The sequence below is a fragment of the Pseudoalteromonas piscicida genome, assembly GCF_002208135.1.
In the GTDB taxonomy this organism is placed as follows: Bacteria; Pseudomonadota; Gammaproteobacteria; order Enterobacterales; family Alteromonadaceae; genus Pseudoalteromonas; species Pseudoalteromonas piscicida_A.
Genome location: NZ_CP021646.1, coordinates 2,704,333 through 2,723,701 on the forward strand (window position 1 = coordinate 2,704,333; position 19,369 = coordinate 2,723,701).

The 19,369-nt window shown below is 44.0% G+C and carries 16 protein-coding genes; 9 read left to right on the forward strand and 7 right to left on the reverse strand.

All coding sequences use genetic code 11. The annotated features are described in order from the left end of the window. Positions 1-82 precede the first annotated feature (82 nt). Complete coding sequence (locus B1L02_RS12575) at positions 83-556, reverse strand: VOC family protein (protein WP_088531295.1); 474 nt, start codon at positions 554-556, stop codon at positions 83-85. A 197-nt stretch (positions 557-753) separates the two neighbouring features. Between B1L02_RS12575 and B1L02_RS12580 the strand changes: the two genes are divergently transcribed. Then, positions 754-3,306 carry an Ig-like domain-containing protein gene (locus B1L02_RS12580; RefSeq protein ID WP_088531296.1) on the forward strand — a complete coding sequence of 851 codons (2,553 nt, stop codon included), beginning with the start codon at positions 754-756 and terminating at the stop codon, positions 3,304-3,306. Positions 3,307-3,423: 117 nt separating this feature from the next. On the opposite strand, the gene B1L02_RS12585 is transcribed toward B1L02_RS12580, so the two are convergent. Next, on the reverse strand, positions 3,424-3,627 hold the full coding sequence (locus B1L02_RS12585) for a hypothetical protein (RefSeq protein WP_088531297.1): 204 nt from the start codon (positions 3,625-3,627) through the stop codon (positions 3,424-3,426). Positions 3,628-3,941: 314 nt separating this feature from the next. Between B1L02_RS12585 and B1L02_RS12590 the strand changes: the two genes are divergently transcribed. After that, the gene (locus tag B1L02_RS12590; RefSeq protein WP_088531298.1) at positions 3,942-5,291 is read left to right on the forward strand and encodes an MFS transporter; all 1,350 of its coding nucleotides are present in this window, start codon (positions 3,942-3,944) and stop codon (positions 5,289-5,291) included. On the opposite strand, the gene B1L02_RS12595 is transcribed toward B1L02_RS12590, so the two are convergent. Then, complete coding sequence (locus B1L02_RS12595; protein ID WP_088531299.1) at positions 5,272-6,177, reverse strand: LysR family transcriptional regulator; 906 nt, start codon at positions 6,175-6,177, stop codon at positions 5,272-5,274. The two genes, B1L02_RS12590 and B1L02_RS12595, sit on opposite strands and share 20 nt — an antisense overlap. A 91-nt stretch (positions 6,178-6,268) precedes the next feature. Between B1L02_RS12595 and B1L02_RS12600 the strand changes: the two genes are divergently transcribed. Together B1L02_RS12600 and B1L02_RS12605 are read left to right on the forward strand one after the other, a co-directional pair. Beyond that, positions 6,269-7,039: an NAD(P)H-dependent oxidoreductase gene (locus B1L02_RS12600; protein WP_088531300.1), complete on the forward strand. Its 771-nt coding sequence runs from the start codon at positions 6,269-6,271 to the stop codon at positions 7,037-7,039. A gap of 37 nt (positions 7,040-7,076) precedes the next feature. Continuing rightward, the gene (locus B1L02_RS12605; protein ID WP_088531301.1) at positions 7,077-8,036 is read left to right on the forward strand and encodes a hypothetical protein; all 960 of its coding nucleotides are present in this window, start codon (positions 7,077-7,079) and stop codon (positions 8,034-8,036) included. On the opposite strand, the gene B1L02_RS12610 is transcribed toward B1L02_RS12605, so the two are convergent. Then, positions 8,033-9,151 (reverse strand): helix-turn-helix domain-containing protein, encoded by a 1,119-nt coding sequence (locus B1L02_RS12610; protein WP_223192015.1) that lies wholly within the window; start codon positions 9,149-9,151, stop codon positions 8,033-8,035. The two genes, B1L02_RS12605 and B1L02_RS12610, sit on opposite strands and share 4 nt — an antisense overlap. Before the next feature lie 197 nt (positions 9,152-9,348). On the opposite strand from B1L02_RS12610, the gene B1L02_RS12615 reads away from it, so the two are divergent. From B1L02_RS12615 to B1L02_RS12625, 3 genes are all read left to right on the forward strand, one after another. Continuing rightward, positions 9,349-10,182 (forward strand): DUF2306 domain-containing protein, encoded by an 834-nt coding sequence (locus B1L02_RS12615; protein ID WP_088531303.1) that lies wholly within the window; start codon positions 9,349-9,351, stop codon positions 10,180-10,182. Positions 10,183-10,212: 30 nt separating this feature from the next. Beyond that, positions 10,213-10,782, forward strand: a complete 570-nt coding sequence (locus tag B1L02_RS12620; RefSeq protein ID WP_088531304.1) for a hypothetical protein — start codon at positions 10,213-10,215, stop codon at positions 10,780-10,782. Positions 10,783-10,903: 121 nt separating this feature from the next. Next, the gene (locus B1L02_RS12625) at positions 10,904-12,079 is read left to right on the forward strand and encodes an alpha/beta hydrolase-fold protein (protein WP_088531305.1); all 1,176 of its coding nucleotides are present in this window, start codon (positions 10,904-10,906) and stop codon (positions 12,077-12,079) included. On the opposite strand, the gene B1L02_RS12630 is transcribed toward B1L02_RS12625, so the two are convergent. Beyond that, positions 12,071-12,937, reverse strand: coding sequence for an alpha/beta hydrolase (locus B1L02_RS12630; RefSeq protein ID WP_088531306.1), 867 nt, complete (start codon positions 12,935-12,937; stop codon positions 12,071-12,073). The genes B1L02_RS12625 and B1L02_RS12630 overlap by 9 nt on opposite strands. Before the next feature lie 406 nt (positions 12,938-13,343). Between B1L02_RS12630 and B1L02_RS12635 the strand changes: the two genes are divergently transcribed. Further along, entirely contained in the window at positions 13,344-14,084 is a 741-nt protein-coding gene (locus B1L02_RS12635) for a hypothetical protein (RefSeq protein ID WP_039492137.1), read from the forward strand. 195 nt (positions 14,085-14,279) lie between these two features. Continuing rightward, the gene (locus tag B1L02_RS12640) at positions 14,280-16,055 is read left to right on the forward strand and encodes a sulfatase-like hydrolase/transferase (protein WP_088531307.1); all 1,776 of its coding nucleotides are present in this window, start codon (positions 14,280-14,282) and stop codon (positions 16,053-16,055) included. Between the two features lie 46 nt (positions 16,056-16,101). On the opposite strand, the gene B1L02_RS12645 is transcribed toward B1L02_RS12640, so the two are convergent. After that, positions 16,102-17,007 carry a DUF808 domain-containing protein gene (locus tag B1L02_RS12645; protein ID WP_088531308.1) on the reverse strand — a complete coding sequence of 302 codons (906 nt, stop codon included), beginning with the start codon at positions 17,005-17,007 and terminating at the stop codon, positions 16,102-16,104. Positions 17,008-17,279: 272 nt separating this feature from the next. Continuing rightward, entirely contained in the window at positions 17,280-19,253 is a 1,974-nt protein-coding gene (locus B1L02_RS12650; RefSeq protein WP_088531309.1) for a DUF2207 domain-containing protein, read from the reverse strand. Positions 19,254-19,369: the final 116 nt, after the last annotated feature.

Sequence of the window (19,369 nt, forward strand, 5' to 3'; positions counted from 1 at the left end):
AGAAAAAACAGCATCAAAAAGCAAATAAAACACAAACGTAAAGTTAACAAAAACACGACCTGAAGAGATAAGATCACCTCAACTAGGCATCTTGTTGCTTATCCATAAAGTCAGCCATACGCGCTAGTAACTCGGTTTCTGTGAGATCTTCTTTATGCGTGCCTATCGTCCAGACATGACCAAATGGGTCTCGCAGCGTTCCTGCCCTATCACCATAAAACTGATCACAAACGGGCGTGACTTGCTGTGCCCCCAATTCAATTGCCCCCGCAAACACAGTGTCCACATCGTCAACATACAACATCAAGCTAACGGGCGTACCACCAAGCTCCTTGGGATCTTTAAAGTGCACATCAGGGCACATATCTGAAAGCATCACATATGAGTTACCAATCAGCAGCTCCGCATGTGCTATTCCTCCATCTGGCATAGGTAACTGTAGTTTTACGCTGGCACCAAAAGCAGCTCGGTAAAACTCGATAGCTTTTGCTGCACCAGCCACAATGAGATAAGGCGTGAGTGAATGATAACCGGAAGGAATTGAAGAAGTCGCCATTATATGGATCCTATAAAGTCCGTTAAATTCCCTCTAAACCTAGCCGATTATTTGAAATATGCGAATTAAAATTGCGATGCTCATATTGTTGCGACGATAAGACTTACTCATAACTCGATTGTTGATTAACGAATTATTTACCTATATGCTAATTTGGTTTTGTTCATAAAACACACAACAACATGTAAGGGATCAGTATGAAACCAACTTCTATTTTACGATTAGCTTGGACGAGCGGTGTTCTCATCCTTGCAGGCCAAGCAAACGCCTACAACTGTAGTAATTTAAGCCCTTGGTCTGAACAACAAGTCTACAGACAGGGGGATATTACACAGTCCCAAAACCAAGCATATGAAGCTAAGTGGTACAGTCAAAACGACAATCCAGCAGGCCACTCCGGTCCTTATGATGTCTGGCGGTCACTGGGAACTTGTGCAACGGGCTCAGGTCAAGCGCCGAGTGTCGTACTCACCAGCCCAAATAATGGCGCTGTGCTGGGTGAAAATGACAGCGCTGTTTTTTCCGCTAATGCCAATGATGTCGATGGTGACCTAGCTTATGTCGAATTCTTAGTAAATGGCCAAGTCATCGCAACGGACACTACCGCGCCATTCCAAACCACTTGGAGCGCAGTACTTGGCGAATACGATATCAGTGCAATTGCCACCGATGCCCAAGGGCTAACCGGAAGTTCACAATCAGCACGGATCACAGTAAAACCGAGTGGGGGAAACTTACCACCGAGCGTATCCATTGTAGCACCAGCCAACGGTCAGCAGTTCTATCAAGGCGATATGGTAGGGATCAGCATTACAGCTGAAGATAACGACGGTACTATTGCGGGAGTGGAAATTAGCGTGAACAACCAGCTTGTCGGCAGCCTCATGAATCCTCCCTTTCAATTTCAATTCCAAGCAGAGCAAATTGGTGTAAACCAACTAAATGTTACAGCGATAGACAATCAAGGCTTGATAAGTGAGGCAAACCTTGTCATCGACGTATTAACAAAAGTGGGTGGTGGCTGCCAAGGCCTCAGAGCATATAGCGCAGGACAAAATTACGAGGCTGGTGAACTCGTCGCGCATAATAATCATAAATATCGCTGTGATGTCGCAGGTTGGTGTAGCTCAAACGCGCAGTGGGCATACGAGCCAGGTGCGGGCCAGTATTGGAGCGATGCATGGAGCGATTTAGGGATCTGCGCAATCGCGCCAACCGTAACGTTCGAAAGCCCGTCCAATAATGGTACTGTTTTGGTCAATGCGCCCACCACTATCTCTGTCAATGCTCAAGATACTGACGGCAGTATTGCTACGCTGTCACTCTATGCCGACAGCACACTCCTCGCAACGGCCAATCAAGGAATGCTTAATCACAGCTGGACACCGACAGCCCTCAAAACCGTGAGCCTAAAAGCCATTGCCGTCGATAACGAAAGTAATCAAAGCGAGCAAACGATCACAGTGAATGTGACTGATAAACCGATTGCCGTTGATTTACTTGCCCCCACTAGCGGCAGCCAAGTTACCTTGGGTAATTCCACTCAGTTGATTGCACAAGCATCCTCTTTTGTTGGACAAATCACACAAGTACAGTTTTATGCTGATGGCGTGTTACTCAATACTGACACAACGCCACCCTACGAATATAGTTATGCACCAGCATCGATTGGTACAAAAACACTTTATGCCACAGCAACCAACGACAATAATGATCAGGTGTCTAGTAGCGGCGTGACAGTTCAAGTCATTGACAAGCCCATCGGTAAAAAGCACAAACTGATTGGCTATTGGCATAACTTTGTCAATCCAGCTGGTTGCCCTATTCCACTTGATCAGATGTCTAATGCTTGGGACATCATCGATATTGCCTTTGCTGAAAATGATAGAAACTCGAATGGCACAGTGCACTTCACTCCATTTGAAAAAGACATTCGCTCTAACTGCCCGCCTATCGACCCGGTAAAATTCAAATCCGACATGCAGGCACTACAAGCGCAAGGTAAAGTTTTTGTGCTAAGCCTTGGTGGTGCAGAAGGCACAATTACCCTCAATACGGATGCCGATGAAGCGGCATTTGTCAGTAGCCTCACCGATATTATTCAACAATGGGGATTTGACGGACTCGATATCGACCTAGAGAGTGGCTCGAACCTTGTGCATGGCTCTCAGATCCAAGCTCGGCTGCCAAGAGCATTAAAACAAATAGAACAAAATATTGGTGGCAATATGGTACTTACCATGGCCCCTGAGCATCCCTATGTGCATGGTGGCATGATTGCCTATTCAGGTATTTGGGGCGCTTATATTCCACTTATAAATGAGCTACGTGATACATTAGACTTACTGCACGTGCAGCTATACAACAATGGCGGCCTACCTAACCCATATGAACCGGGAAGTGCTCCTGAGGGCTCAGTGAACATGATGGTTGCCCATGCAAAAATGCTGATTGAGGGATTTGGTCTTGCTGATGGCACCCGCTTTGCGCCACTTAGGGATGACCAAGTAGCCATTGGTCTACCTTCTGGTCCACAGTCGGCAAATTCAGGTCAAGCGCCTATCGGCAATATCATCAATGCCTTAGATTGTTTAACCAAAGGTACAGGATGTGGCACTATCCAACCCAGTAGGGCTTATCCGAACTTTGGTGGCGTGATGGCATGGTCGATTAACTGGGACAAGTACGATGGCTATAACTTCTCTCAACCCATTGGCGATAAATTAACGCAGATGAATCAAGGAAATTAAAGTTACATTGGCCTGAGCTTGGTATGTACGTCAAACGTTATTCTGAGCTCAGGTTGATTAATCAATAAAATACAAAAAATAAAGGCAGGTACAGCCCAGCTCCTGCTTACTTGATTGCTAACAATTTTCAGTCGTGTAGTTACCACATCGAGCGCTTGTACAAAGTGCCGTGGTGATTAAATCACACTCTTTGGTCGTGGTTTCACAACCAATCGTGCCAGGTCTCGTTGTATAACCACCTGCCACATTAGGCGTCGCAGCATAATCAAGTGTTTGGCTGTTTTTAGATAAAGACTTTAATTTTTTAACCGTTAATTTCATTGGTAATCCTTTTTTGTTTTATTGATAAACTCAGGAACTAGCTCGTAATAATTTAGTCCTGAATTTAAGTTGTATCACCTGAACAAAAAACACTCAACTCAATTAAAGCAACAATTCAATCATTCGCGTGTTATCACTGTATTTTTGCCAGAACCACACTGAACAACCCTATAACTTAGACTATGTAGCAATCAGCCAACGACACAAACAAACAAGGCTGATAAACAGTCAACAGCTTTTTGCTTGGAAATAAACTATTTCTCCCCTACTATTATAGCGTTACACACAAATTCATAATGAATCCCAAGGTCGATATGAAATCTTTTCCATCGCTTTATTTAACAAATCTATTCTTAGTCGGTGGGACAGGCCTGCTGACCACCTACTTAGCGCTTTATTTAGGTCAGCGCGGCGTCAGTACATTTTGGATTGGCTTGCTTACCTCATTTTATTACTTAGGTTTGTTGCTCGGTGCCAAATTAGGCTACCACTTGATCAAGTCGGTTGGGCACATCCGCGCGTTTGCGGCAAGCACAGCGGCAGTGACGGCCTGCGTAGCAATACATGGGGTGAGTGACAATATTTATCTTTGGCTTGGGCTACGACTTGTGGTTGGTCTTGGCATGATGTGTAACTTTATGGTGCTCGAAAGCTGGCTGAATGAACAAGCGGCACCCGAGCAACGGGGGCGAGTATTTTCTTTTTACATGCTCACCTCCTACCTCGGTATGGTAACTGGGCAGTTTGCGCTGTCTAACTTTCCCGAGCTTGGCTATGCGCCGCTATTTTTAATAGTCGTTGCCTTATCCTTTGGGATTATCCCAATTTCAACGACGAGGCGGATCCACCCAAAGCCACTTAAGCCCATTCAAGTGAGTTTGTTTACCTACTTCAAAAAAGTGCCTCAATCTCTCACCGCGGTCTGTTTTGCGGGTGTGATTAATGGCAGTTTTTATGGCCTCGCCCCGACTTTTGCCAGTCAATCAGGGTTTAATGCCGAAGAAATTGCTATGTATATGTCGGTAACTATTTTTGCAGGCTTGCTTGCACAGTGGCCAATGGGCATTATCTCTGACCGAGTTCGCAGAAGTATCTTATTGCGCAGTAATGCCGTTTTTATCGGTTTGATTTCTCTTTGTATATTTTTGCTTCCACTGAGCCCAAGCTACAGTCTTTGGCTGACTTTTGGCTTTGGGTTATTTGCATTTACCATGTATCCACTTTCTTCGGCACTAGCAAACTCCCGTGTTGATGATGAAGACCGTGTTGGCGTTTCTTCTGCACTGCTGGTGGCGTTTGGGGGAGGTGCTTGTGTTGGCTCGGCCGCGATTGCACAGATCATGTCCCATTTTGGCCATCAAGCCCTATACGCTTCGTTAAGCGCACTAACCGTTGTCATGTTCTTGCTCCTCCACTTTATCAACGCTAGACAAAAAGCCGAGCAGCCAGAGCCTAGCGACTATGTTGCCGCGACTTCTGATATTACCAGCTCACCGCTCGCTGCCACCATGGATCCGCGTATCGAGGAAAAAACGGCGCACGAGCAGCTGCTTGTTGTTGACGAAGACGAACCTCGCGACAATGACGATGAACTCGACGACAATGGGCAAGTTAGTGAGCAAGCCGAGGAGCAAGAGGAAACGACTAACAAACCTCAGCCATAGTCTGACTGATAAACGCCCGTAACCAACGAAGTGCAGGATATTGATGCTGCACTTCGTGCCACACCATAGCGACGTCAAAAGCACAGTCAGGTATAGGGTTTTCAACGAGGGTAAAATCTGCTCCGAGTTTTGATGCCTGACGAGCTGGAATAAGTGCAACCAACTCAGTATTTCTCACCAGTTCCGGCACCAATAAAAATGAGGGTACTGACGTCATCACCTGTCTCGATACACCATATTGCTGCAAGATTGAATCAACGAATGTCGAGGTGCTATTTCCCTCAAAAGACACCACAATATGCTCAAGCTTCACATAATCTGCGATTGTCATTTCTGACGTTAGCTGTGGATGGTGGTTTCTGCCAATCAACACATACTTCTCTTGATATAAGGTTTTAAATCTTAATGAATCAGGCCCACATTCCGGCGACATTAATGCCAAGTCGAGTTCTGAGTGTTGTAGCTGGGCTGCAAGCGTTGCTATTTTTAGATGGCAAAGCACGACCTTAATATTGGGCGCAGCAACTTTTAAACGCCGTATCACCTCTGTCATCACCACCAGCTGTAAATAGTCTGTACATGCCACTTTAAAGGTTAAATTGGCCGTTTCAGGGATAAAGTCTTGATGCTCTACTAACACATTGCTCACTAACTTCATCGCAGCGCGAAGTTCAGGCAGCAAAGCAAGCGCTTTGGCAGTTGGTAGCATGCCTTTATGAATAGGGACTAATAACTGATCATCAAATAGCCCACGCAGACGACTTAGCTGAGTACTTACTGCTGGCTGGCTGAGGTTCAGCCTATCTGCCGCTTTGGTCACATTGCACTCTTCCAGTAACACCACCAAAGTCTGAAGCAGGTTTAAGTCCACCCTCTTACTATCCATTTAATTTATACCTGGAGCAAAAATATTTAATTTCATTTATAACAAGATTATAGAGATAGTAACAACACCTATTCGTTACCGAGCACTTATCATGACCAAATCCGCACTAGTGGTATCGGCACATCCAGAGCCGACTTCCTTAACCCTGACACTCGCCAAAACCAGTGTCGAAACCTTAACGCGCATGGGCTTGCAAGTTCAAACCTCAGATCTATACCAAATGAACTGGAAAGCAGTGATCGACGCAACCGACTTCCCACAAGATGACTCTCAAGCACCACTTGCGATTATTACTGCGTCTAGCAAAGCGTATCACTCAAATACCCTAACCGAAGATGTTCTTCAAGAGCAGCAAAAATTGCTGGCCGCAGACTTGGTTATTTTTCATTTTCCGCTTTGGTGGTACAGCGTGCCCGCCATACTTAAAGGCTGGTTTGATAGAGTCTATGCCTACGGCTTTGCTTACGGCTATCAAAACAAGGGGAACCAATTGCGCTACGGCGAGGGGATTTTACAGGGAAAACGTGCCTTGATTTGCGTAACTACAGGGGGTGGATATGAGGATTACTCTCCTTTAGGGATAAACGGCACAATGGACGAATTATTGTTTCCGATCACGCACGGGACTTTGTTTTTCCCTGGTATGGACGTTTTACAAAACCATGTTATTTTCGACGCCAAAGGCGAACCTAATCAGCGTATAGCTGATGAAATTGCCAATTGGTCAGAGCGCTTAACACACGTATTCAGTGAGCAGCCAATCCCCTACCGAAAACAAAACAGTGGCGATTACATCAACGGCCAAGTGCTCAAAGCCGAAGTCGCTAATGGGAAGTCGGGTATTGCTGCACATATTGCTTAATCAGTGTGTTATCAGCTATGTTTATAAGACGTAGCTGATGATTGATGAGTATTGTGATTTGCAAAACACGTGGATTGCCTTTGCAGGCTTTATACTGCTCACAACTTGCACAATGGCCAAAAGCTGTGAGCTTGCTGTACTTGATGGTAGTGTCGTGCTCAATTCCTCAAAGATACAGCCTAAATGCCGTTTTAAACAAGATCAAACCGGCCAGTTGTCTGCTTCAGCTAAATTCACCTCCGCGCTTACTCATCAAACGCCAAACTCTAAAATTAAGCGGCTATCACAGGAGCGAGCTAAGCAATCATGCAACATCGACGCTACACAAGGCAGTTTGACTTGTACATTTAATGGCAAAAGCGAAAACTTCACGCTGACTAACACCATTAAACAGGGGAAAATCGCATCAACAAACTGGCAAGATGATGAATATGTTTATCTTGGCTGGATGACCAATACTGAGGTATTAATGGGCTATATTGCGTTTGGCGCGCTTAACAAGCATACCGCACCCTTTTTCGTTCCCGCCTCCCAGTTTTGCCAATATGGTCTAAGCTCGCATATTATCGACCTTGGTAAAGGTGACTTATTGTGCCAAAACCACGAGGGGCTTTGGTCTCATAGCCGTTTACTGCCTCTACCGCAGCCCTGCCAACAACCACAACAAATGATCCAAGATAAAGGTGGGATTTGGGCGCTGGAGTTTATCGAAAGTAGCTATCAATGGCGGATCTGCAGATACAACGATAACGCAGGTAGCCTGTTAGCCGCATACGAATACAGCATAGATTTAAAGGCAACGCTGGCTCGGTATGACTTACAGCCCAGTGATTACACCCAACTTACTTTTTTACCCAATGGCGATACTAACGCTATCGCGAATGCGGTGGAAATAGATAACGTCTTTCCCGTCAGTGATATTACGCCAGAGCTTGATCCACAGACGATAGAGCTACCTATTCAGCAGCTACAATACAAACTAACTAAGCTAGATTAGGCCTGTTGATCTTGCGCTTCACGTAGCACTTGCGTTTGGTTATTTTGCTTTCTAAATTGATTTGGCGTGGTTCCCGTGGCGATTTTAAATGCTCTAGTAAATGGTCCAACCGACGCAAAACCACTTTCCAGTCCAACGACAAGTACTGGCCAATGCTGTTTAGCGGGGTCTTGTAACAGCACTTTGGCATACTCAACCCTCATCTCATTGACCAATTGGCTGAAGTTGCGCGCTTGCAGGTTTTGCCGTATCACTCGGCTTATCTTGTATTCAGGTTCATTAAATTGCTGAGCTAAGTCAGCGACTTTTAACCCTTCTTTGAGAAAGCCTTTTTGCTTGATAAGAAAGTGTTCCACCTGTTGCTGGAGCGCAATATCATCCTCGGTTTGTGTTGGTTCATTTGATTCAATGAGCCTAACGGATGATGTAATTGTACGTTGAGATGAAAATCGCCAATACAGTAACACTTGCGCCGTCAATATGATGAGGATGGCTGCGCTTGTCACTGCCCATTCTTGAACCTCACGATTGTTGGCAAAGCGATTTTCGACTAATTTGGTGCCTGCGACGCAAATAAAATAAGCGGATAAGAATAGCACCCTTTGTGCTTTTTCTTGCCCTTGAGACTGCGAGAACCCTCGGCACCCTTCCCAAAATGCCAGCATGAGCACACTAGATGACAACAACAAGGTAAGCTCATACGCCGCAATGTTAAGCCACTCAACAAATCCGCTAGCAGTCATGTGTAATTGACTATCGATAAACAAATAACCTTGTCGCCATATGACCAATGCAGCAATGGCGATTGCAAACACAACATGCCTTTTTAAAATGGCATGTTTTTCTCTAAATAGTGCCCGAGCAAGCAACCAAAACCCATTACAGGTCACACAAGCGACCATGCCAATTAAATACTGATATCCATTTAAGGAGTCCTGAGTCAGCTTTTTGGTCGTGGCCAATGCTATCGAGCCGCACACTAAAGCAAAGAGTAAATGTGCTGCTTTTTTCTCTTTTACAAAAAGCTGAGCAACAACTAAAGTGCAACATAGGCTAAGCAAAAGTAGGTAATAGTTTTCAATAGTCATGGTGGTTGAAGGAATATTGATCGACACAGAAACTCTAACAGCCACACCAAAAGCATTCAAATTAACTTTGTAAATAACCATTACATCAGGTTAAGCAAACTTAACACCGCCATTTTTAAAATTCGGCCTACTTTCTTTGCTTTGATTTTCAAAATCAAAGCGACGAGATAGCAAAACCTTGTCATTTTATATATCAAGTTTATTGATTTATAAGGATAAGTATTTTGTCTTGCCTCAATCTAACCAATTCAACAAGGGTTTTCTTTAGTCCCTTTGGCGTATTGAATGGTGCCGTAAAGAGCTGGATATGTGTTGCACTGCTCGGGCAATGGATGTTTGCTGTTTATATTTTAGGCCTGTACGCCATTCCGCTCATCATGGAGCTCACAGAGCAAAGTGCAGCCGCTTCACCGGCGAGTGGACACACAAAAGATGCCAAGGTGTTTTTTAGCCATGTTTTACCCGCTGTGATTTTGGCCACCAGCGGCTTATTACAGCTTATTCCTGCGGTGCGAAAACGCTTCCCACGCTTTCACCGCTACAACGGACGCGTATTTTTTATTCTCGGTATTTCGGGCGCACTCACAGGGTTATATCTCACTTGGGTAACCGGTCTTAGGCTAAGCGATGTTGGTGCCATTGGGATAACACTCAACGGTATATTAATTCCCATTGCGATATTTTTTGCTTGGCGCGCTGCCATACAAAAAAATATCGCTACACATCAACGTTATGCCGCACATAGTTTTTTCTTGGTTAATGGGGTGTGGACGTTTCGTCTGTATTTGTTTGGTTGGTACATGGTCAACCAAGGCTTCAATGGCAATACCGCAACCTTAGATGGCCCTGTCGATATATTTATTTCGTTTGCCTGCTATCTGCTACCAATGGTACTCGCAGAGCTCTACTTTTGGGCAAAACGCCAAACCAAAGTCAACATAACAGTTTGGATAATCGCGGTGATGATGAGCCTTGGTTTTGTGATCACCGCGATTGGCGTCTGCGCGACTGCTGTCATGATGTGGTGGCCACGTATTTCAGCCGTCTTTTTTAGTTAAATTACAGTTTAATCAGTTAGGAGTAGAAACATGCTTTCAGTCAAAGCGAAAAAAATCAACAAAGGCCTAATTACATCGGCAATCTTGCTCGTGATATTAACGCTGATGTGGCAACATTTAAATGGCGGAATAGTGAGTCACCACTTACTTCACAGAGCGGATTTTCCAGCAGTATCTAACGCATGGGGAATTATCATAATTCCCGTATTAGCTTGGCTTACTGCACTGCGGCTACATAAAGCAATTGGCACAGAGAGCATTAAAAAAACAGCACCCGTGGTTATTCCTACTGAGTTTTTGGTCGCATTCTTTGTGATGTTACTCTTTAGTTTGTTGCAATCAGCCCTTTGGGAGTTCGGTTATCAAAGCCTCACCATATATACAGCCTTAGGACTTTTGATAGCTGGATTATTTTATCCAATCTACCGCGCAGAATGCATATTGGGACACGTGGTCGGTGCTAGTTTTACCTTTGGTTATGCTATTCCACTGATCGGCATTTTAGTGATGGCATTAGTTTCAGTGTTTTCTCTTTTTTGCTTAAAACCTATCTTTTCTAAATTACTTAAGAAGATACAAACACCAATGAGAGTGGAGTAATAGTGACCTTGCAAAGCTCAAGACAAAACAAATAATTCCTAGGCGCTTCTATATAACTCGTTCCTTGTCGTTTTGACTCGTGTTAAATTAGCGATGATTTTTAAGCAAGGAACGAGCGGTTATGCAAACTAGGTTAGTTACTCACATTGTTATCGTGGCTATTTTTACATTGCTGTCAATTGGTAGCGCTGTTGCTAATAACTCAGTAGATCCGAACTCGACACTGCAGCTTTCGTCCGCTTATTTTTCGCAAAAAAGAACGGTTCATATCGTCCTACCACCAAGCTATGAGCAAGGCAATACAAGCTATCCAGTGTTATATCTGACAGATGGTCAGAGTAATCTCGAACATACTGCTTCAGCGGCTCGCTTCTTGGCACAACAACATAAAATACCGGAACTTATCATTGTTGCCATCGAAACCAACGAACACCGCACTCGAGATCTTACTCCGCCTTATCGCAAAGGCAGCCTTGCTGTACTGGGACATTTTGCAGGCCCAACACGGCAGCAAAACCCGGGCGGTGCGGAAATGCTACTGCAATTTATCGACAAAGAACTCATCCCTTACGTAGACAAGCATTATCGAACATCAGGCTATCGCGCGTTAGCAGGACATTCATTCGGCGGGCTGTTTGCAACCTATGCGCTACTTGAAAAACCCGATTTATTTAATGGTGTGATGTTGGCAAGTCCAAGCCTTTGGTGGGATAAAGAGCGATTATTAAATGACTTACTGGCAAAAGCGTTAATCAACAAGTGTATCTACATCAGCATGGCCGACGAAAGCGCAATCATAACTCAGTCATTTCAACGTCTCAATGATGCTTGGCGAAAGCCAAATGGAATTGACTTCAAAGCGCAGCACTTTAGCGGCGAAACCCATATGAGCGCCGTCTACCCGAGCTATTATCATGGTCTGCAGCACCTCTTCAACCATTACCAGCCATCCTTGAAGGTAGCAGCCGCTAGTATCACTCAGCTGGAAAATCATGTCGCCATCGCTAAGTCACTATATGGACTCAAGGCTTACCCCTACAATGCACTGACTTCGCTCGGGTATGCCGCCCTATTCGAACGTAACTTCACTGCGGCCATCAACCTATTTAGCTTTGTGAGCCAGCACAACTCAGAGTCCCTCAAGGCACTGCAGCAATTGGCGATGGCTTATCAGCAAAAAGGAGATAAGTCATCGCTATTAAAGACCTACCAAGCCATGCTTAAGCTTGAAGGGCTAAGTGAACGCGAGCAAAAACATTTACTCTCTGAAATCAAAGCATTGCAGCATTTACATTAACTGATTTTTTCTAAAGTGATGATATTCACTCAACGCAAGTGGCACGGAAACCACTGGGTTTTGCGAATGCCCCGCGCCCTCGCTAATGCTGTGTCCCCAACGCACATTAGCAGGCGCATGCTGTTCAAGTGCATCTAATAAACCGTGAAATGACCCCGTAATAATGTCATTCTCAGCACCGCCGATGGAGAGGTAAATATACTTAGGTTTTCCTTGAATACTTGCTAGGCTTTTTGCGAATTCTTTTACGACAACCGAGTCGTCGTACCACGCTGCAGGACTGAACGCAAAGTAGCCATCAAAAAGCGCAGGTTTAGTCACCATGGTATAAAGTACAAAACTTCCACCAGCAGAGAATCCACTTAACACACGGTTGTCGTTAATTGAATAGTTAGCGTCTAAATAGGGTAACAGCTCGCTTTCAACAAATTGCAAAAAACGATCTGCACGACCAAAAATGGCAGGATCATTGTCACTCTCTGGACGAGCTTCAATCGTAACATCTTGTCGAGCATAAGGCGGTACTAAGTCGCGGTTACGGGTCTCTGTCCAAAATTGGTTGGGAATAGACACTAAAATGGCATCTTTTACCTTACCTTGTTCGGCGAGGCTGCTAAGTACCTCATCCCACCGTGCGAGATTAAAGTTGCCATCGGTGCGAATAATGAGTGGGTAACTACGTGCCTTGTCATATCCTTTCGGGAGGCGAATAAAGACCTTTCGATCTTCATTAAGCACTTGTGAAGGCAACACTACATCAACATAGTCAGAAGTATAATGAGACTGATACTGGGTAAACTTCCAACCAGCAGCGACGATGGCAATTAAACCTAAGAGAGAAAATAGATATCGCTTCATAAAACGTCCTGTCATTGTTTTTATTATTTCGTACTTTTGAGTACCGCTTACTTCATCCTACTGTATATTTTTTAGAAACTAAATCGCAACCGCTATTATGTCAGGCAGCTAAATATAAAACCTTGAAAGTATTAAAGTTTACTTATAAAAATAATGTAACAGTATGTTTTAAAAATAAATTTTCGCTGTAATGAGGTGTAATGGATAAAATCAGAATCTACCCTACCCTTACGCTGCGCAACAAATTTGCAACCAATTGAGTTCATTTTTTTTACTTGCGCAAATCAGGTATCTGCATCAGCAGTACGGCCAGATACTCCTTACACCATTTGAACAATATCTTATCGCAGTCTTGGAGTTTTCCGACTAGATAATGCAAATGGTCTCTTTTGACATGGAGTTCACGATGATGAAAATCTTAGTATCTGCCATTGTATTGGCAACCACAATGTCGAGTTTCAATTCACTCGCTGCACCTGAATCTTATGGCGTGCTTTTTTTAGACCGCAGTAGTTCAATGAACACGTTACGCCCAGATGGACAAAGCCGATGTTCGTTCTCAAAGCAACAAGCAGTGCAAAAAGTATCAAAGTTCTTTTTAGATGCCACAATTAATGGCCAACAGCTAAATGTGAAAACGTTTGCTAGTGGCGGTCAAATTCAATCCCTAACTAACGGGTTTGTCGGTTTCAATGCGGCAATGATGGCACTCTATCAACTAGATCCAGAAGGGTGCTCAGGGTTAACTGCACTTGCACAAGCTATGTGTGATGGCGCTGATGAATTAAGAGCAAACTACTCAACAGAAGCCGCTAATGGCGCACTGTTAAGAGTGTATGGTTCTACTGATGGCGGCGAAAATGACAGCCCAGTCTCTAGCTGTGGCGGCTCAAATTGGCAAACGAGCGTAACCTCTAAATACCTGTTTGAGCTACCACCAGTGCAATTCAATGCCACAATCTATACAGGCACAGTGCAAAATATTCTGGCTAATAAAGATAAGATGTATGTATTGGATGTTTCATCTGCATCTCAGTCAGTATCTAGTACCCCAACATTTCAGTTTCTTAAACAGCTGAGTATTGACACTGGCGGTACTTACGAGGAGATCAGCGACTCAGATGGCGGCGACCCAGGCGACTGGTAACTCACCAGATACCAAAACCTATATAAAGGCCGATAAGGCCTTTTTTCTATTCGTCGTTGAGAAAATACAGAATGTTGTTTTTACACATTATTTAAAATAAAAAAACAATTAAATTACACCAAGCGCAAATATCTAAGGATCTTCAACTACACTCTCCGTGGGCATTTGCCCTGTACAAGTTAAAAGGAGATTGTAATGAAGATTAATGGCAAACAACCGAATTTTCTAATCATTACCACCGATGAAGAGCGTTTCCCTCCACCTTACGAAAATTCACAAGCAAAAGAGTATCGACTCAAGCACAGTGCGTGCATGGCAGAAATGCGCCGCTGTGGCATGGAATTTATGAACCATAATGCAGCAGCAACGGCATGCGCACCGAGTAGAACATCCATTTACACAGGACAATATCCATCCCTACACGGCGTCAGCCAAACACCTGGAATTGGCAAGTCGTCATTTGATCAAAACATGTTCTGGCTGGCTCCCAATACCGTGCCAACCATGGGCTCTTGGTTTCGCGAAGCGGGTTATCAAACCTATTATCGTGGTAAGTGGCACCTCTCCGATGAGGATATTATCGTACCGGGGAGTCAGCAAGCGCTGTATAGTAACTCCGAAACCGGAGAGCCTTACCCAGCAAAACAAGCGCTCTATGAGCGCGCTGAGCGTCTAGATAAGTTTGGCTTTAGTCAATGGATAGGTCCTGAACCTCATGGCGCTGCAGAGAACAATTCAGGTACATCTCGAGATCCGGGATTTGCCAATCAAGTTTGTGAAACCATTAAACAACTTGAAGAAAAGGCACAAAACGGCGACCAAACGCCATTTTTACTGGTTTCTTCATTCGTAAACCCACACGACATTGTATTAATGGGACAAAAAGATTGGTTTTCCAACTTTTATGCCGAAAAAGAAGCAGGTAACCTTCCAAGTGTTGCGCCAGCCCCAAGCCAAAATGAAAGCTTAATGGACAAGCCTAGATGCCAAAAAGACTATCAGCTTATGTACCCGCATATGTATCTACCACAGCCACCAGATGAAACCTATCGACAGTTTTATTACTACCTTATCGCAGAAGTGAACAAGCATATAGAACAGGTATTTAACGCATTAAAGCGGTCATCTTTTTATGAAAATACCATTGTCGTTTTTACCTCAGATCATGGTGAGCTACTGGGTGCTCACGGCGGTCTACATCAAAAGTGGTACACCGCCTATCAAGAAGTATTAAACGTGCCGTTTATTATTTCTAATCCTGTGCTTTTCAATCAACCTAAGCAGCTTGATATCACCACATCACATATCGACTTACTGCCTACCCTGCTTGGTCTAGCAGATATAGATATTGAGCAAACTCGTACTCAACTTGCTAAAGATCACAGTGAAGCACAGCCACTCGTTGGCAGAAACCTAGCCAACGTTATTTTAGGTGAAACGTCGCCTCAAGAAGAAGCCATTTACTTTATGACCGATGACAACATCGAGGTTGGTAGTGATATGACGAATATGCTTTCCGGTAAAGCTTACAACAGTATTATCCAACCGAATCATATCGAAGCCGTGGTAACGCAACTACCGGACATCAGCGGTGACACGAAATGGAAGTTTGTGCGTTATTTTGATAGTGCTCGATTCTATGAGCAAGACCCGAACTTAGTTGATCTTGGTGGTAACGATGAGCCTACCACGCAATCGTCTGTGAGTAATGTCGTTGGCGTCGGCAACCCTGACGGAATAACAACCACTCAGTTCATTCCCAGTGAATACGAGTGTTATAACTTGAGTGAAGATCCGACGGAAGAGAACAACCTGCTAAGCCCGTTTTGCGAAACGCCATTGGATGCGCGGATTTTAAAAGCGCTGCAATTTACGCTACGGGAGCAGCGTAAAGCCAAACGTTTATTACCACAAAACCTCAATGAAGCACCGCAAAAGCCAATCAACCAGCAAGTGCCGATTAGAAGGTAATCGAAAAGCTCTGCAAGTAGCCCTGAAATATACGGGCTACTTGCGATTATTTATGCTTTTTAAACACTGCCAACAACTGACTTAGCACCGCCGCAATAATGACACCAATCACCGCACCCAATCCAAGCTTGGCGATAATACTCAAAAGCCAGCTCATTGCAGGGAGCAGCTCTTCGATAGCGTGAACAATTTCTTCGAGTAAGTGGAACTGGTGAGCCAAAATATCAACACCAACTAAAAGCATTGCCAGCACACCGGCGACTGACAAAAACTTCATCAGACCGTTAGCAAAATAAAGCAGCCCCTTACCCACCCCACGTTTTATCGCCGCAAGTGTCGTCTTACTTGCGTCCTTAATCATGGCTAAACCAATATCATCAAGCTTAACAATCAGGGCCACAATCCCGTAAACCCCGATTGTCAGCGCAAGCCCAATTAACGAAAGGACTATTGCTTGCTTTTCAAAAGGCTGATCAGCAATCGCCCCCAGCGCAATAATGATAATTTCCGCCGACAGAACAAAGTCGGTAACAATAGCGCCCTTGATTTTGTCTTTTTCAAACTCGACCAAGTCAACACGCTCATCCTCAAGCGCTTTGACAAACTCATCGGTTTCTTGCTGTTGCTCCTGACGGTGAAAAATAGCGTGGAGAATTTTTTCGCCGCCCTCAAATAGCAAGTACAGCGCCCCTAAAATTAGCATAATGGGGATCATAAACGGCGCAAAGTAGCTAAAAGCCAAAGCCACGGGCACTAAAATAAACTTGTTCAGCAAGGAGCCTTTAAACACCTTCCATACCACAGCAAGCTCTCTATCAGGCTTTATTCCACCCGATAGTTGCTCTGCGTTGACGGCAAGGTCGTCACCTAACACAGGAGCAGTTTTGGTCGCCGCTAATTTTGTTAGCGCAGCGACATCATCAAGCAAGGCAAGTAAGTTTGCAGATGGCATAGCACACTCCTTTCGTTTAAGTTAATCATCAAGCGCGGTTGTCAAATTACTGCTTACGTTAACCTGAGCTTCGGATAATTAATGCCTTTCTAGCAGCCAGTTTTAGCGCTAACTGCGTTGAATTCACTTCCAATAGCCAGCTATTGGTGCATAAATTCGCCTTGTTATCCCTAAAACTGACTGGCTAGATAAGGGTATAATTTAATATAGCATTAAAAACAATGAGTTAGCTCATTCCTTATCCAAACCTCAGGTTATGTTAGCAACAGCCCCTAATACACAATATTTTTATCATAGGCCAAACATGATATTGCAGGCATGACCGCTTCAAGACAACTTAAATGTTGCTTTAATTCTCTCGGCTCGGTAATTTTTTTATACCTGATCCAAGGGATCAAAGGCATAGTGTCGTCCAGCTCAGCTGTTAGGTAGGCCTCATACCCTTTAATCCATTCATTCAACAAACCAAATGCATACGCATAAGGTAACAATGCTTCGTACTCCGCTTTTTCGACTCCTTCAGCGAAGCAGTGCTGACTCTTAAGTTTAATGTATTGATAAAATTGCTGAGACTGCAATACCCAAGCTTTAAATTGCTTGGAAGGCCCGATAAATGAAAAGAAAGCCGCAATAAAACCCAGGTAAAAGAAGTGAAAAACCACACTGGTACCATTCACCAGCTCATCATCACCATCAACACACATCCATAATAAGAATAAATAGGTAGGAATATAAATTAACGCGCGTACAAGCCACATTTCCCGGCTCTTTTTATCTTCGCTGCGATGTTCTATGAACATCTCTACAATAAGCACCGCAATTAATAATATTGAAGTGCACAATAAACCTACAATTAAACTACCCGCAAATACTTGCCACCCATTGCCAGCACCAACTCCAATCACAACAAAAGAAGCACTTAACCAAAGTAAAATAGGCACAATAAAAGCAAGAAAGTTTACATTATGCTGAGCTTTCCCCACCTCGGCATTATTCACATAATGACATATTATTTCTGTGAAAGGCGTTCTCCCCTCGTTTCCTTTGTTAATAACAAAGCGGTTTTTTATCACTCGTTTTCGCTTGCGTTTTCCACTCGGGTTTTGTACGTCTTGCTGTTGATAAAAGTAACGATGCAGTTTACCGCTTAACCCAACCGCCTCTGGCTGGCTCGGCGCTTCAGGATTTAACTGAATTTGATGCAGCTTTTTTGGGTCAACATTACTAAATTCATCATTGTTTTTACCCCGTTCGCTAATCGTTAACTGTTTCGCCACTGCAAGCTTTAGCACCTCAGCTAACGCGTCTTTTGCTGTTAGCATGCGTTCGATATTTGCAGCAACCAGCTCTCTCACCAAGCAAATCGGTAAGTCTGGTGGTTGAGTTGAACAAGGATGCGCATCGGCAAGTTTTGGCAATGCGTGGAGGCGCTTACGCGTTTGCCACACAGCCAATGCAAATAGCATTAAAAACGGCAAAGCAATAAATAACACTCTAAACGGATACCAAACTTTGCGGTAAAGATAGTTATCCTTAAATACACCTTTTTCAAACGCAAGAGCGATTTCTCCCTGTGCTTTATCTGCTATCTCAGATTGGCTCTTCAACAGGAGTTGATTACGTCCATCAACCATCCTATTGCTTATCACAAACGCATCATTGCTTAGATGATCGACAAACAATTGATGCTCCTTCAGCGTCGCGGTTTGAGGATAGAGAATGGAGACGGTGAGCTTATTTATTTTCAGATTAACATTCGGAAAGAGTGCATAAGTCAATTCGTCCAATGCCGGATAAAATCGCATACGGTTTTTTGATTGATATCGCACTTCAAATTGCTGAGCTTGCCCTTGCTTTGGGAGCTGCTCTTTGCTTATTACGAGCGTTACTGCACTTCTATCGTAGTTATACTTCAGTGCATAACGCACTTCTTGCTCGTCGATTTTTACTGAGTCAATGCTGATATCGCTCAGATAGTGTGTACCATCTGGATACCTCACATCCAGCTCAATTGTTTGTGCGAGACCCTGCCAATCGAAGTTTCCGCCTTGCAATATGCCTTGCTGCGTCACTTGAAGTGCACCAGTTTTATTAATATCGAGCTTAACTTGTAGCTGAGAGAAGTGAGGATCCGCTACCGACGCATCTTTAAATCTTAAATAAGCCTGAGAAGGAGTGCTCACAACCAATAAAATGATTGCCAGCAATACACCGTAAAGCGTGGTAAACCAAAAGCGTTTAGTCATTGTTCAAATCCTTTGAATGCAAAGCGCTAAGTCTATATAACTCAGCTCAATTTGCGCAGCAGACTAAAGCAAATAAGGTCTAATTTCAACACTAAAGTTACCGTTAAAGACACCCC

Coding starts and splice junctions, on each gene's coding strand:
- B1L02_RS12600 (WP_088531300.1), top strand. CDS start 6,269: ATGACCAAATCCGCACTAGTGGTATCGGCACATCCAGAGCCGACTTCC.
- B1L02_RS12620 (WP_088531304.1), top strand. CDS start 10,213: ATGCTTTCAGTCAAAGCGAAAAAAATCAACAAAGGCCTAATTACATCG.
- B1L02_RS12645 (WP_088531308.1), bottom strand. CDS start 17,007: ATGCCATCTGCAAACTTACTTGCCTTGCTTGATGATGTCGCTGCGCTA.
- B1L02_RS12575 (WP_088531295.1), bottom strand. CDS start 556: ATGGCGACTTCTTCAATTCCTTCCGGTTATCATTCACTCACGCCTTAT.
- B1L02_RS12590 (WP_088531298.1), top strand. CDS start 3,942: ATGAAATCTTTTCCATCGCTTTATTTAACAAATCTATTCTTAGTCGGT.
- B1L02_RS12650 (WP_088531309.1), bottom strand. CDS start 19,253: ATGACTAAACGCTTTTGGTTTACCACGCTTTACGGTGTATTGCTGGCA.
- B1L02_RS12605 (WP_088531301.1), top strand. CDS start 7,077: ATGATTGATGAGTATTGTGATTTGCAAAACACGTGGATTGCCTTTGCA.
- B1L02_RS12585 (WP_088531297.1), bottom strand. CDS start 3,627: ATGAAATTAACGGTTAAAAAATTAAAGTCTTTATCTAAAAACAGCCAA.
- B1L02_RS12580 (WP_088531296.1), top strand. CDS start 754: ATGAAACCAACTTCTATTTTACGATTAGCTTGGACGAGCGGTGTTCTC.
- B1L02_RS12595 (WP_088531299.1), bottom strand. CDS start 6,177: ATGGATAGTAAGAGGGTGGACTTAAACCTGCTTCAGACTTTGGTGGTG.
- B1L02_RS12625 (WP_088531305.1), top strand. CDS start 10,904: ATGCAAACTAGGTTAGTTACTCACATTGTTATCGTGGCTATTTTTACA.
- B1L02_RS12635 (WP_039492137.1), top strand. CDS start 13,344: ATGATGAAAATCTTAGTATCTGCCATTGTATTGGCAACCACAATGTCG.
- B1L02_RS12630 (WP_088531306.1), bottom strand. CDS start 12,937: ATGAAGCGATATCTATTTTCTCTCTTAGGTTTAATTGCCATCGTCGCT.
- B1L02_RS12640 (WP_088531307.1), top strand. CDS start 14,280: ATGAAGATTAATGGCAAACAACCGAATTTTCTAATCATTACCACCGAT.